Origin of the sequence: Mesorhizobium sp. L2C066B000 (genome assembly GCF_000502335.1) — a bacterium.
Classification (GTDB): Bacteria; Pseudomonadota; Alphaproteobacteria; order Rhizobiales; family Rhizobiaceae; genus Mesorhizobium.
Genome location: NZ_AYWZ01000002.1, coordinates 139455 through 152763, shown reverse-complemented (window position 1 = coordinate 152763; position 13309 = coordinate 139455). Strand labels below are relative to the sequence as shown.

Sequence of the window (13309 nt, the reverse complement as noted above, 5' to 3'; positions counted from 1 at the left end):
TTCGGGGAGAGGATGCTGGCAGGCAGGTGAGGGGCAGCGCGAATCTTTGGCGGTTTGCATGAGCATTCGAAACATGCAGACATGGCATCCGACAAGCGCGGTGTCCCGGGGGAATCATCATGGCGGCGGTAGAAACAGTGCAGCGGGCATCCGGGCACGGCATCTGGGGATGGATGTTCTTCGACTGGGCGGCGCAGCCGTTTTTCACCGTCGTCACCACCTTCATCTTCGGGCCTTATTTCGTCTCGCGCATGGCGAGCGATCCGGTCTCAGGCCAGGCGGCCTGGGGCTACGGCATCGCTGTTGCGGGCCTGGTCATTGCCGTGCTGTCTCCCATCCTCGGCTCGATTGCCGACCAGACCGGGCCGCGCAAGCCGTGGATTGCGTTCTTCGCCTCGATCAAGATCATCAGCCTTTGCCTGCTATGGTTCGCCGCTCCCGGCTCGAACCTTTTCCTGGTGGTGCTGTTCTTTTCTCTCGCTTCGGTCGCGGCGGAATTCTCGACCGTGTTCAACGATTCGATGATGCCGCGCCTGGTGCCGAAGAGCGAGATCGGCCACGTCTCCAACATTGCCTGGGGACTTGGTTATCTCGGCGGCATGATCGCGCTGATCTTTGTTGTCGCCTGTCTTGCGGGTTCGCCGGAGACCGGCAAGACGATCATCGGCATCGACCCGCTCTTTGGGCTCGACCCGAAACTCGGCGAGGACGCGCGCGCCACCGGGCCGCTGTCGGCCGGCTGGTATTTCCTGTTCATCCTGCCGATGTTCTTCTTTACGCCGGACGCCATCAAGGGGATTCCGATCGGGCCCGCGGTGCGCGAGGGGCTGTCGGAACTGAAGTCGACGCTGACTGAAGTGCGCCGGCGCAAAGGCATCTTCCGCTTCCTTGTCGCCCGCATGATTTATCAGGACGGCGTCAATGCGCTGCTCGCTTTGGGCGGCACCTTTGCGGCAGCGATGTTCCACTGGTCGATCACTGAGATCGGCATGTTCGGCATTATCCTCAACGTCGTCGCCATCGTCGGCTGCCTGGTTGCCGCATGGCTGGACACCGCGCTTGGCTCCAAGACCATCGTGATGATTTCGCTCGTCCTGCTCAGCATCGCCACCATCGGCATCGTTTCGACCGGGCCAGGCTACACGTTGTTCGGCGCCTGGATGATGCCGGGAGCCGATAGTGGCGGCCTGTTCGGCACGGCGGCGGAAAAGGCCTACATTTTCTATGGCCTGCTGATAGGGCTGGCGTTCGGACCGGTGCAGGCGTCGTCACGCTCCTACATGGCGCGCAGCGTGACCGCAGCCGAGTCCGGCCGCTATTTCGGCATCTATGCGCTGGCCGGACGGGCGACGAGTTTCCTGGCGCCGTTCATGGTGGCGTCGATCACGCTCGCCAGCGGCTCGGCGCGGCTCGGCATGGCGGCCATCGTGCTGTTCCTGGGCGTTGGGATCGCGATATTGATCAAGACGCCGTACCCGGCGGATCAGCCGGTGGAATAGCGCCGCACTTTTCCTTCTCCCCTTGTGGGAAAAGGCAGAGGCGCTCAATGCCTGAAATGCCTCACGCCGGTAAACACCATGGCGATGCCATGCGCGTCGGCAGCGGCGATAACGTCGTCGTCGCGCATCGAGCCGCCGGGCTGGATCACCGCCGTGGCGCCGGCTTCGATCGCGGATATGAGCCCGTCGGCGAAAGGGAAGAAAGCGTCGGAGGCGACCACCGAGCCCTTGGTCAACGGCTCCGCGAGGCCAGCTGCTTCCGCCGCGTCGAGCGCCTTGCGGGCGGCGATGCGCGAGGAATCGACGCGGCTCATCTGGCCGGCGCCGATGCCAACCGTGGCGCCGTCCTTGGCGTAAACGATGGCGTTCGACTTGACGTGCTTGGCGATGCGGAAAGCGAATTTGAGGTCGGCCATCTCGGCCGCCGTCGGTGCGCGCCTGGTCACCACCTTCAGTTCGAGATCGTCGACCACCGCGTTGTCGCGGCCCTGGACGAGCATGCCGCCGGCGACGGATTTCACAGTGATGCCGCCGGCGTGCGGATCGGGGAGACCGCCGGTGACCAGCAGGCGCAAATTCTTTTTGGCGGCGACGATGCGGACAGCGTCCTCCGACGCGTTCGGCGCGATGATCACCTCGGTGAAGGTTTTTACGATCTCCTGCGCCGCTTCGGCATCGAGGATGCGGTTCATGGCGACGATACCGCCAAAGGCCGAAACCGGGTCGCAGGCCAGCGCTCTCGCATAGGCAGCAGCCAGCGAAGCGTCCTCGGCGACGCCGCACGGGTTGGCGTGCTTGATGATGGCAACGGCGGCGCAGCGGTTGGGGTCGAACTCGCCGACCAGCTCGAAGGCGGCATCGGTGTCGTTGATGTTGTTGTAGGACAGCTGCTTGCCCTGCAACTGGCGAGCCGTGGCGACCCCCGGCCGCTTGTCGCCATTGACATAGAAGCCGGCGCTCTGATGCGGGTTCTCGCCATAGCGCATGACGCTTTCCAGCCTGCCGCCGAAGGCGCGCCAGGTCGGGTGCTCGATCTCAAGCGTTTCGGCGAACCAGCCGGAGATCGCCGCGTCGTAGCTGGCGGTGCGGGCAAAGGCCTTGGCCGCCAGCTTCTGGCGGAAATCCAGCGACAGCGAGCCGATGTTCATCTCCAGCGCGTTCAGCACCGAGGCATAATCGCCGGGATCGGTGACGATGGCGACATAGGCGTGGTTCTTGGCCGAGGCGCGGATCATCGCCGGGCCGCCGATGTCGATGTTCTCGACAACAGCGGCATAGTTGGCGCCGGAGCGGCGGACCTCCTCGAACGGGTAGAGATTGGAGACGAGCAGATCGATCGGCTCGATACCGTGATCGTGCATCGCCTTGGCGTGTTCGGGATCGTCGCGCACGCCGAGCAGCGCGCCGTGCACCGACGGGTGCAGCGTCTTGACGCGGCCGTCCATGATCTCGGGAAAGCCGGTCAGTTCGGAAACGTCGCGCACGGCAAGGCCAGCTTCGGCGATCGCCTTTGCCGTGCCTCCGGTCGACACCAGCTCGACGCCGGCCGCGACCAGCCCTTTGGCGAAGTCGATCAGGCCGGTCTTGTCGAAGACCGAAAGCAGGGCGCGGCGGACCGGAACGAGGTCGGGTGCCGGAATGTTCTTGGCGGCGACGGCCATGGGCTGGCGGCCTTTCAGGGCTGATTGGAGAGCGTTGCCGGGCCGTAGCACATGAGGTCAGGAAATCAAGCCGGAAGCTTGATCAAGCCCGGCAACGACGCTCAGCTGTTCTCGGGATAGCCGGCGATGCCGGTGCGTGTCAGCTGCCAATGCACCTCGGCGATCTCCGAGGCCTTGAAGGCGAGCACGATCTGGCGGCTGCGGCGCGGGCCGCCAAGGCCGGCGAAATAGATCGATTCCTCGACCTCCGGCACCACTTCGGTGCAGGTGAACACCCAGGTGTCGGCCTGGTCGGCGGTCAGCACCAGGCGGTCATGCTCGTCCTGCAAAAGGTTGATATCAGGGTGGATGTGGAAGCGCACCACGACGAAGTCGCGGCCATTGTTGCGGATCGCCGCACCGCCCGGGCGGAGGAAGCGATCCCTGCCGGCGAGCACATTGGCCTCGCTCGACAGTTTCAGCTCGCGCTCATGCAGGAAGCCAAAGCGCTGCATATAGCCGTCATGGCGGGCGATGAAGCCTTGCGTGCCCTTCTGGTCGATGCGCTTGCAAGGCACATGCTGCGGGCCGCCGAGCAAGGGTGAGCCGAGCAGGTCGTTGACGCGCAGCGAATGGGAAAACCGCGCCGACGAGGTGTCGTTGATGGTGGCGGTCGAATGCGCCGCGGTGGCACGGGCCAGCGGCCGGAACTCGGCGGCGCCATAGGTGTCGATGCCGGCATTGACGATATAATGCTGGCGACCGGACGAGAGTTCGAAGGCCAGGCACCCGGCATGCGCGGCGTTGGACACATCGACGGCCGGCGACGGGCCGGTATCGGCAATCACCGTCACGCCGCCCATCGACAGGCGCTCATAGCCGGAATGCGGCGCGTGCAGCAGCGGCGCGCCGGCGGTGTCGTCGTGGCGCAAGATGGTGGCTATACGGTCGTGGATGGTGGCGCCCATGCCGTTGAAGCGGGCGAGGCTGCCATCCTGATGGCGGAAGAAGCGCAGCGCCGGCAGCATGCGGTCGATGGCGCCCATCAGGGCGGCCGGTGGCGTTTCTGCCTGATTGGCATAGGTCTGACGCAGCGGCAGGAGATCGGCGAGCAATTCGAGCACCGCCATCGGGTTGCGCGAAATATGGCCGCCATCGGGAAGGATCTGGCGGTCGAGTTCTTCCGCCAGGCTGCGGGTGGCGCCGCGCAGTGCCGAGGCCGGCGCCGGCAGCGACAGCGCGGCGAAGGCAAGCGCGATACGAGCGCGCAGCCTGTCCTTGCCGTCCGGCATCTCGCGCGCCATCGAGCGGAGATAGCGGATCTGCACGGCGAGCGATTTCAGGAAGGCGCGATAGAACGGAAATTCGGCCCCTTGTAGGACAACCGAGGAGTGTTGCAACCAGGCAATGACTCGCTTGGCGGTGGTGCCGGGCTCCCAGGCTATGCCGGAAATCTGGTTGCCATGCATGGCGATCCAGTCGGAGACAAGCGCGCGTGCATTGGCGGCGGCCAGCTCGGTGCCGGCGGCGCGCATATGGCGCAGCCAACGGAAACCGTGCAGCGTCTTCACCCAGCCGCGGTTGGCGACGTCGATCTGGAATGGTGACTTGCCGCCGGTCTCGACCAGATGTCCCGACAGCGGATAGCGGCCATAATAAATCTCGAGCGCGATCTGCGGATCGGCGAGCCTGAGGTCGGGCGGTGCGATCAGGACGCGTTCGGGCGTGCGCCCGGAATAGCGCCAGCGATAGACTGGCCCTGCGCGAAGGCGCCGGCGCGTCTTGCGCCAAAACTCCTTAGCGACAAGCGTCCACAGACGTGTCGTGCTGCCGGCAGCCAGTGCCAAAACCCCTCCTCGTCGCCTGGAGCTAGAGCATGCTGTCGTCCGAAAACCGCGTCGCAGGTTTCGGCATCATGTTCCGGTACCCCAGCACAAGCTTATATGATTCAAGAACTTATGCGAAGTCGAATTCCGCCGACGTGAAGCGCCTCACGCTGCCGGCCACCGACCCACCCCGAAAAAAGTCAAGCGCTTCGCGGGCTTAAGCCCGGCAATCCGGCACTCACTTGCGGTTGTGGCGAGACCGAAATTCGCTGGGCGAACAGTTTTCGCGGTCGCGAAACAGACGGGAGAAATAGAAGGCGTCGTGGATGCCGACGGCGGCCGCAATGGACTCGATGGGCGAATCGGAGGCGGCCAGCATCTGTTTGGCGCGGTCGAGCCTCGTGCGCAGTTGGAAGGCCTTGGGCGACATGCCGGCTGCCCGCGCAAATCTGCGCCGCAAGGTTGCCGGCGACATCGAGAATTTCGCGGCGAAGGCATCGAGATCCACCGGGTCGCACGCGCAGCGGCGCAATTCGTCGATGATGGGCTGCATGTCGGCATGCTGGAAGCCGGGATTTCGTTGACGGTTGTTCCAATCCATTGCCTGGCGGGCAGCACGCACGACGATGCGATGCATCGTGGCGGCGGCTTCTGCCTGGCTCAGCATCGTATCGAGCGACAGCTCACCGTGCAGCCTGTCGAACAGCCGCTGCATTTTGCCGAGGTCGCGCAAGGGGACGACAGGGGCGTCCTCGGCGATCAGCCGCAGCCGGGTGAAATCGCGTATCAAGGCCCCGTCGAAGAGCGCCCAGCGTTCGAGCCAGCCCGATGCGTCCGGCCCGTAGGAATGCATTCTCCCGGGAAGCAGCCAGAACAGGGCCGGCGCTTGGATCGTCTGCATGCCGGCAGTCCTGGTTTCAAGCCAGCCTTGACCGTTCTCAATCAGCACCACGGCGAATTCCGGCAATTTGCGCGCTTGGATCGCCTGAGTGACGCGATGCCGACCAATCCCTGTAACCGACAGGCCGCCGGCCGCGGCCGGTGCGGATCTGTAGAGTGCGTAAGAGAGATCGTTCATGAGCGAAAAGTCCATGGCTTCGTTCTGTCCATGGGCGAGTGTGCGAACAGTATGACATTTCCAGCTAAGGATGGAAAATCGCAGGTGGCTGAAATGTCAAGCTCAACAGGTGGCACGCAACGACGGATTCCTGTTGCGTCAATCGATCTGAACGCCAACGGCAAGACATTATCGATGGCGCCGAACCGGTTGGGTCATCTCGTGCCAACCGACGCCGGGGTCGGCATCGATGCCATTCGCGGCCTCCTTGCCGAGCAAGGCTATGTCTGGCTGAAAAGTATGCTGCCGCGCCGCGACGTCATCGATTTTCGCGGCTGGGTGTTTTCATATCTGGCCGACACCGGCTTGCTGCAGCCCGGGTCCGATCCCGCGCTTGGCCTGGCGGCGGCCGCCGGCACGTTCGACCGTCAGCTCGCCGATCGCCGGTTGATGGCGCTGGTTCGCTCCACCGCCTATGAAGGGTTCTGCGCACAGCCCCTGATGGCGCGGCTGATGGATGCGTTCGTCGGCGGGCTGTCCTATTTGCACAAGCGCAAGATCATGCGTTTCACCCAACCGGGCACCACAGTGGCGACGCCGGCGCATTACGATCTCGTCTATCTGCGCGGCGGCACCAGCCGCATCGTCACTGCCTGGATCCCGATCGGCGACGTTCCCGTCGACATGGGCGGCCTGGTCTATCTCGAGGGATCGCACGCCATCGGCCTCGACATGGAGGCCCGGTTCGCTAGGGACAATGCCGGGCTGAGCCCGCAGGAGCGCATCAGCGCCTACAACCGGAACATGAGCGAGGGCGGCTGGGTGTCGAAGGACCTGCCCGACATGGCGGAGCGGTTCGATACACGCTGGCTGATCGCGGATTTCGAGGCCGGCGATGTCGTCCTCCACTCGCCCTACATGATCCACGCCTCGACAACCAACCAGAGTGCGGAGGGGCGTATCCGGCTCTCCACCGATATCCGCTACCAGAATGTCGATGATGAGATCGATGCAAGGTGGGGGAAGCACTGGTCCTTGGACGACATGCTTTAGGCATGTCGTCGCGTCGGAGTCAGGCCAGACGTCGCATGCGGGCGGCAAAGAAGCCGTCCAGGCCGGAAACCCCTGGCGAACCACGGTCAAGATCGGCGGGTGTGGTGCGCAGCGTGCCTTGCGGGGTCAGGAAGGCGTCGATGCCGGCGATTTCGCCGGGCTGCAGTGGATCGTCGGCGACGGTTTTGTTGCCGGCCAGAAAGACGCGATACAGATCCTCGCCTTCGATCGGGTCCAGCGAACAGTTGGAAAAAACAATCCGACCGCCCGGTTTGACCAAAGTGACGGCGCGGGGGAGCAGCTTTGCTTGCAGATCGGCTAGCTTTTCGACGTCGGCTGCCGTCTTGGTCCATGGCACGTCGGGGTGGCGCCGAACCGTGCCTGTGGAAGAGCAGGGCGCGTCGAGCAGGACGGCGTCGAAAAGCTCCGCCGGCTGGTATTTCAGCAGATCGGCCTGCACGATCTCGGCGGACAGCCCGAGCCGTTCGAGGTTCTGCGTCAGCCGCGCCAGCCGGTTCTTCGAGGTGTCCACGGCGGTGACTTTGGCGCCGGCAAGGATCAGCTGAGCGGTCTTGCCGCCGGGGGCGGCGCAGAGGTCGGCGACGCGTAATCCTTTGACATCGCCGAACAGCCGCGCCGGAAAACTGGCGGCGGCGTCCTGGACCCACCATGCGCCTTCGCTGAAGCCCGGCAGTTCGGTGACGGAGGCGTTGAGCTTTTCCACTCGCACCGTGCCGGTCGGCAGCACGATGCCGCCGAGCTTTTCGGCCCACAGTTCGGGATCGGCCTTGACCGTGAAATCCACCGGCGCCTCAACGCGATGCGCCGCCAGGATCTGTCTGGTCATCTCAGGGCCATAGGCGGCCTTCAGCCGGTCGGAGAACCATTTTGGCGCCTCGTCGGTGGCGGCAAGAGCTGCCGGCAGTTCGGTCTCCTTGGCGCGCACCAAAGTGCGCAGCACGCCGTTAACGAGGCCGGAAAAGCGCTGCGTGCGTGGGTCCGACTTGGCGTGGGTCACAGCCAAATCGACGGCGGCGCTGTCGGGGATGTCGAGGAACAGGATTTGCGCCGCCGCAACATGCAGGATGTGCGACAGCGCTGTGGCGTTGGGCGGCAGCGGCTTTTCAAGGCGGCGGGCGAGGAGCCCGGCAATGGTCATGCGGTAGCGCAGCGCGGTCACCAGTATGGCGCGCACCAGGCCGCGGTCGCGCAGGTCGAGCACCTTGTATTGCGGATGGCCGTTCTCGTGGTCGGTCAGCCCGTCGAGCGGCGTCTTGGCGTCGATAACGGCGGCCAGCAGCCGCGCCGCTGCCTTGCGCGCGGCGAGGCCGGCGACGAATTCGTCCGAGCTGTTTTCGCGATCGCCTGAATGTGCGGGCCGGGATCTGGCGCCGCTCACGACCACGGACCTTTGGGTCCGGTCGGATTGCGGCCCCACGGATTGGCTTTCGGCTTGGCCGGTTTGGTCGGCGGCGTGGGTTGTGCTGCCTTGCCCCACGGGCCTTGCTCGACATCGGCCGGGAATTCTTCTGTTTGCTCTGGCGTCGGCGCCTGGCGCGGCGCCGGCTGGCGGCCTGCCATGTCGCGCGCCATCGCCTGCAGCGCGGCGATGCGGTTGTCGGTGTTCGGGTGGGTCGAAAACAGGCTGTCCATTCGCTCGCCGTGAAGAGGATTGATGATGAAGAGATGCGCGGTCGCGGGATTGCGTTCGGCATCCGGGTTGCGGATGCGTTCGGCGCCGCGGGCGATCTTGTCAAGCGCTGATGCCAGCCAAAGCGGATTTCCAACGATTTCGGCGCCGCGCCGGTCGGCCTCGTATTCGCGCGTGCGGCTGACCGCCATCTGCACGATCATGGCGGCGAAGGGCGCGACCAGCATCGCCACCAGCACGCCGACAAAGCCGAACGGGTTGTTGTTGTCGCGGCTGCCGCCGAAGAAGAAGGCGAAATTGCCGAGCATCGAGATGGCGCCGGCGAGTGTCGCGACAATGGTCATGGTCAGCGTGTCTCGATGCTGGATGTGGGCCAGCTCATGCGCCATGACTGCCGCCACCTCCTCATGCGACAGGCGCTCCAGCAGCCCGGTCGAGGCCGCGACCGCCGCGTTCTCGGGATTGCGGCCGGTGGCGAAGGCGTTCGGCTGCGGATTGTCGATCAGATAAGTCTTGGGCATCGGCAGGCCGGCCTGCTTGGCCAACGCCTCGACGATGGCGTGGAATTCGGGCGCGTTCTTCGCGTTGACCTCGACGGCGCGGTTCATCGACAGCACCATCTTGTCGGCATTCCAGTAGCTGAACAGATTGGTGCCCGCGGCGACCAGGAAGGCGATCATCATGCCGCCGGTGCCGCCGATCAGAAAACCGACGCCCATGAACAGCGCCGTCATCGCGGCCAGAAGCATGGTGGTGCGTAGCGTGCTCATCATCTGCTCCCTGTGCGGCCGTGGCAAAAAAAGGTCGATCGGGGTGAACTCATGGCTATATGATGGGAAACGCCGCCCTTGGTTTCAATCCGCCCGGACTATCGCATGACCGACCAACCCAGCAAAGCTGATGCCGACCGGGAGAAGGACCTGACGCCGGCGGCCAGCCGAGCGCTGGCTGAAGCCGAGGCGCGCCGTGAAGCGTATCGCCAGAAGGAAGCTGCGTTGCCGAAGGAAATCGGCGGCCGCGGCGGCAAGGAACCCGGCCGCTACGGCGACTGGGAAGTGAAGGGACTGGCTAGCGATTTCTAGGGGTTCAGGAACGGAAGAACTGGGGAACTGGTGAGCTGAAGAGTTGAAGAAAAAGGCGCACAGCAGTTCTCCAGTTCTCAGGCCGCGCTGCGCTGTGCCCCCAACGTCATCCAGCCGCTGTCATCGATCGTGATGGAGACGGTTTCGTAGCCGCCAATCGAGTTGTGCTGAGTCGTCATTGGATGCTGGTGAGTGGCGCTGATCACCATCACCGACGCGCCCGCTGCTTCCGCCGCCGCGATACCGGCCGGTGCGTCCTCGAAGACCAGACAGTCGCCGATATCGACGCCGAGCCGTTTTGCCGCCAGCAGGAAACAGTCGGGCGCCGGCTTGCCGTGCGACACATCCTCGGCCGCGACCACCAAGGCGGGAACCGGGATGCCGGCGGCCCGCATGCGCAGCAGCGCCAACGGGCGCGGCGCCGAGGTGACGATCGCCCAGCGCTCTGGCGGCAAAGCGTTGAGGAACGGCACGGCGCCAGCGATCGGCAGCACGCCTTCGACATCGTCCGACTCGGCCTGCAACAGCACAAACGCCTCATGAACAGGGTCGACGCCGGGAAGCGCCAGCCTGGTGATGGTCTCGACCGCCCGCACGCCATGGATCGTCGGCAGGAAGGCTTCGACGTCGAGACCGTGCTTAAGCGCCCACGCCGCCCAGACGCGCTCGGCCGAGGCGATCGAATTGAGCACCGTGCCATCCATATCGAACAGGAACGCGGCGAATTTTCTGCCTGCAAACATCAGATTTTCCATGGGGTTAGGGATCGTTTCGGGAGGGTCGAAACATGTCGTGCGACCGTAACGTCGCCACGCCTGCCTGGGAAGCCGCGCGAGAGCCTTTTCGATAGTTCCAGGGAACCATGGTCCCGCCTCTGGCGTTTTGAGCATACTGTTTTCCACGGGATCGAAGGGGCAATCATTGTGCTGATCCGGCTCGGCTACGAAATCGCCATTGAATGCGTCGGCGCCACGCCGGTCATCTCGCTGCTTGATATCCACAGGGATCGTCAGGCCGACATCAAACGGCAGACGCGCGTGCTGACGTCGCCTTCAGTGCCGAGCAAGGTCTATCACGATCTGTTCGGCAATACCTGCCGCCGCTTCACCGTACCCGCCGGCAGTTTCCGCATTCTCTATGACGCAGCCGTCGAGGACAGCGGCGAGCCTGACGCGGTCAACACGCTGGCCAGGGAAGTGCCGGTGGCGGAACTGCCGGACGATGTGCTCGGCTACCTCCTCGGCAGCCGCTATTGCGAGACCGATCATCTGAGCAGTCTGGCCTGGCAGCTTTTCGGCCATGTTCCCTCCGGCTGGGCGCGGGTGCAGGCGATCGTCGACTATGTCCACAACCGGCTGTCCTTCGGCTATGGCTATGCGCGGTCGACGCGCACCGCAGCCCAGGCGCATGAGGAGCAGGTTGGTGTATGCCGCGACTTCGCCCATCTAGCGATCACGCTCTGCCGCTGCATGAACATCCCGGCCCGCTATGTGAACGGTTATCTCGGCGACATCGGCGTACCGGCCGACCCGGCGCCGATGGACTTTTCGGCCTGGATGGAAGTGTTCCTCGACGGCAAATGGTACACGTTCGACCCGCGTCATAATCGTCCGAGGATAGGCCGCGTCGTCATCGCGCGCGGTCGTGATGCCACGGATGTCCCGCTGCTGCACAGCTTCGGCCCGCACCAACTTTCGCTGTTCAAGGTCTGGACCTATGAGCAGGAAGGCAATCTGTTCAACCCGCCCTATCACGGCGTCGACAAGACGGTGAGCGCGCGGATGCTGGCGTGACCGGACTCTGATCCGCTTCGACACACAATCCGGGAATGGAAAAGGCCGCCGCTTCTTGACGAAGCCGGCGGCCTTCCGTGTTTCCGTCCGTGGCGCGGCCAATGGCGGCGACCGAGGTCACCCGCCGCGCTTCGCGCGCCTTAACGGGAAGACTGCTTCCCGAAAGTGCAATCCGCTGAGGCCACGTTCTGGAAAACGAAATCACTCGACATCGGATCACCTCCTTTCGATTGTTGAACACGTACAGATGATGGGGTGCGTTGCAGCAAAAAACAAGATGCCGATTTGAAATAGCTGGCGAGCCGCCTTTTGCGCCGGGTTGCGAAGAGCCGCGCGGGCGGGCAAAATCCATGCAAGGTGGATTGTCAGGACTCGGGAGGATGGCCATGGAGGCAGCCGAGAAGGCCGCGCGCATCGTGCGAACGGTGATCGAAACGCTGAAGCCGGGTTTTGCGGTCAAGCTGTGGACCGGCGAGCGGATCGGTCCCGCCACCGGGCCCGTGCTCACCATCAACGACCAGGACATCGTCTGGCAGGTGGTGAAGCGGCCATCACTGTCGACGCTGATCGAGATGTGGATTTCCAAGACGATAGACATCGAAGACGGGACGATTTTCGATTTTTATGCACTGCCGTCGCAAGGCAAGCTCAGGACCAAGCTCAAGTCGCTGCCGAAGCTGGCGATCCTGCGCGACCTGCCGGCGGTGCTCCTGTCACGCAAGCAGATGAGTGCACGCACCGATCTGTCGGGTCGCAACCCCTATGTCAGCGGGTCGAGCCAGGAGGCGATCCAGCATCACTACGACATTTCGAATGCCTTTTACCGGCTCTTCCTCGACGAGCGCATGGTCTACAGCTGCGGCTACTTTAAGGATTTCGCCGATGGCATCGACCAAGCGCAGGCCGACAAGCTCGACCATATCTGCCGCAAGCTCAGGCTGAAATCGGGCGAAAAGCTGCTCGACATCGGCTGCGGCTGGGGCGCCATGCTGATCCATGCGGCCAAAAATTACGGCGTCGTCGGCCATGGCGTGTCGCTGTCGCAGGCGCAGACCGATCTCGCCCGCGAGCGCATCCGCGCCGAAGGGCTGCAGGACCGCATCACCATCGAGATCAAATCCTATGCGGAACTCAAAGGCTCCTTCGACAAGATATCGTCGATCGGCATGTTCGAGCATCTCGGCCTCGCCAACCACGCCACCTATTTCAAGACCATCCATCGCTTGCTGAAGCCCGGCGGCATCTATCTGCACCACGCCATCACCAGGCGAAGCAAGGGCGACTTGAAGAAAACCTTGCGCAAGGGGCCGGAGTTCAAGGCGCTGCTCAAATACATTTTCCCCGGCGGGGAACTCGACACGATCGGCATGACGCTGGGCAATCTGGAGGCGCATGGCTTCCTGGTCTACGACGTCGAGAATCTGCGCGAGCACTATGCGCGCACCTGCCGGCTGTGGGCCCAGCGGCTACAGGCTCGCTTCGACGAGGCGGTCGCCGAAGTCGGCGAGGCCAAGGCACGGCTGTGGCTGCTTTATCTCACCGGCTGCTCGATCACCTTCGAGCGCGCCTCGGCGCAGATTTTTCAGACCGTCGTCACCAAACGCGCACGCGGCCCGAGCGGGCTGCCGCCGACACGGGCGGATCTGTATCGGTAGGGATAGGATTCGGGGCCGAACCCCACGCTTTCCAAGGTCTGCGATTCGCTGCC

Annotated in this window: 11 protein-coding genes; 5 read left to right on the top strand and 6 right to left on the bottom strand. The window is 64.0% G+C overall.

Annotation, left to right across the window (positions count from 1 at the left end):
- Positions 1-119 precede the first annotated feature (119 nt).
- The gene (locus X733_RS156405; RefSeq protein ID WP_031193159.1) at positions 120-1499 is read left to right on the top strand and encodes an MFS transporter; all 1380 of its coding nucleotides are present in this window, start codon (positions 120-122) and stop codon (positions 1497-1499) included.
- 44 nt (positions 1500-1543) lie between these two features.
- Here the strand turns inward: X733_RS156405 and purH are convergent, their stop codons facing one another.
- From purH to X733_RS156420, 3 genes are all read right to left on the bottom strand, one after another.
- Positions 1544-3160 carry a bifunctional phosphoribosylaminoimidazolecarboxamide formyltransferase/IMP cyclohydrolase gene (gene purH, locus X733_RS156410; protein WP_023742196.1) on the bottom strand — a complete coding sequence of 539 codons (1617 nt, stop codon included), beginning with the start codon at positions 3158-3160 and terminating at the stop codon, positions 1544-1546.
- Between the two features lie 101 nt (positions 3161-3261).
- Complete coding sequence (locus tag X733_RS156415) at positions 3262-4986, bottom strand: heparinase II/III family protein (RefSeq protein ID WP_023742197.1); 1725 nt, start codon at positions 4984-4986, stop codon at positions 3262-3264.
- A gap of 217 nt (positions 4987-5203) precedes the next feature.
- The gene (locus X733_RS156420) at positions 5204-6043 is read right to left on the bottom strand and encodes an AraC family transcriptional regulator (protein ID WP_023693199.1); all 840 of its coding nucleotides are present in this window, start codon (positions 6041-6043) and stop codon (positions 5204-5206) included.
- Positions 6044-6136: 93 nt separating this feature from the next.
- Here X733_RS156420 and X733_RS156425 point away from each other — a divergent pair, with 93 nt between their 5' ends.
- Positions 6137-7075: a phytanoyl-CoA dioxygenase family protein gene (locus X733_RS156425; protein ID WP_023742198.1), complete on the top strand. Its 939-nt coding sequence runs from the start codon at positions 6137-6139 to the stop codon at positions 7073-7075.
- A gap of 19 nt (positions 7076-7094) precedes the next feature.
- Here the strand turns inward: X733_RS156425 and X733_RS156430 are convergent, their stop codons facing one another.
- Entirely contained in the window at positions 7095-8480 is a 1386-nt protein-coding gene (locus X733_RS156430; RefSeq protein WP_023818259.1) for an RsmB/NOP family class I SAM-dependent RNA methyltransferase, read from the bottom strand.
- Positions 8471-9496 (bottom strand): zinc metalloprotease HtpX, encoded by a 1026-nt coding sequence (gene htpX, locus X733_RS156435; protein WP_023818258.1) that lies wholly within the window; start codon positions 9494-9496, stop codon positions 8471-8473. Before htpX ends, X733_RS156430 begins: the two co-directional genes overlap by 10 nt.
- A 105-nt stretch (positions 9497-9601) precedes the next feature.
- On the opposite strand from htpX, the gene X733_RS156440 reads away from it, so the two are divergent.
- Positions 9602-9808 carry a DUF1674 domain-containing protein gene (locus X733_RS156440; RefSeq protein WP_023688862.1) on the top strand — a complete coding sequence of 69 codons (207 nt, stop codon included), beginning with the start codon at positions 9602-9604 and terminating at the stop codon, positions 9806-9808.
- A 77-nt stretch (positions 9809-9885) separates the two neighbouring features.
- Here X733_RS156440 and X733_RS156445 read toward each other — a convergent pair whose 3' ends face one another.
- Positions 9886-10551 carry an HAD-IA family hydrolase gene (locus X733_RS156445; protein WP_023693195.1) on the bottom strand — a complete coding sequence of 222 codons (666 nt, stop codon included), beginning with the start codon at positions 10549-10551 and terminating at the stop codon, positions 9886-9888.
- Positions 10552-10731: 180 nt separating this feature from the next.
- Here X733_RS156445 and X733_RS156450 point away from each other — a divergent pair, with 180 nt between their 5' ends.
- On the top strand, positions 10732-11601 hold the full coding sequence (locus X733_RS156450; protein WP_023700201.1) for a transglutaminase family protein: 870 nt from the start codon (positions 10732-10734) through the stop codon (positions 11599-11601).
- 386 nt (positions 11602-11987) lie between these two features.
- Positions 11988-13256: a cyclopropane-fatty-acyl-phospholipid synthase family protein gene (locus tag X733_RS156455; RefSeq protein WP_023818257.1), complete on the top strand. Its 1269-nt coding sequence runs from the start codon at positions 11988-11990 to the stop codon at positions 13254-13256.
- Positions 13257-13309 lie beyond the last annotated feature (53 nt).

What these genes read in the sequence shown, in the direction of transcription:
- X733_RS156405 (WP_031193159.1), top strand. Translation starts at nt 120, where the DNA reads ATGGCGGCGGTAGAAACAGTGCAGCGGGCATCCGGGCACGGCATCTGG.
- purH (WP_023742196.1), bottom strand. Translation starts at nt 3,160, where the DNA reads ATGGCCGTCGCCGCCAAGAACATTCCGGCACCCGACCTCGTTCCGGTC.
- X733_RS156420 (WP_023693199.1), bottom strand. Translation starts at nt 6,043, where the DNA reads ATGAACGATCTCTCTTACGCACTCTACAGATCCGCACCGGCCGCGGCC.
- X733_RS156425 (WP_023742198.1), top strand. Translation starts at nt 6,137, where the DNA reads ATGTCAAGCTCAACAGGTGGCACGCAACGACGGATTCCTGTTGCGTCA.
- htpX (WP_023818258.1), bottom strand. Translation starts at nt 9,496, where the DNA reads ATGAGCACGCTACGCACCACCATGCTTCTGGCCGCGATGACGGCGCTG.
- X733_RS156440 (WP_023688862.1), top strand. Translation starts at nt 9,602, where the DNA reads ATGACCGACCAACCCAGCAAAGCTGATGCCGACCGGGAGAAGGACCTG.
- X733_RS156445 (WP_023693195.1), bottom strand. Translation starts at nt 10,551, where the DNA reads ATGTTTGCAGGCAGAAAATTCGCCGCGTTCCTGTTCGATATGGATGGC.
- X733_RS156455 (WP_023818257.1), top strand. Translation starts at nt 11,988, where the DNA reads ATGGAGGCAGCCGAGAAGGCCGCGCGCATCGTGCGAACGGTGATCGAA.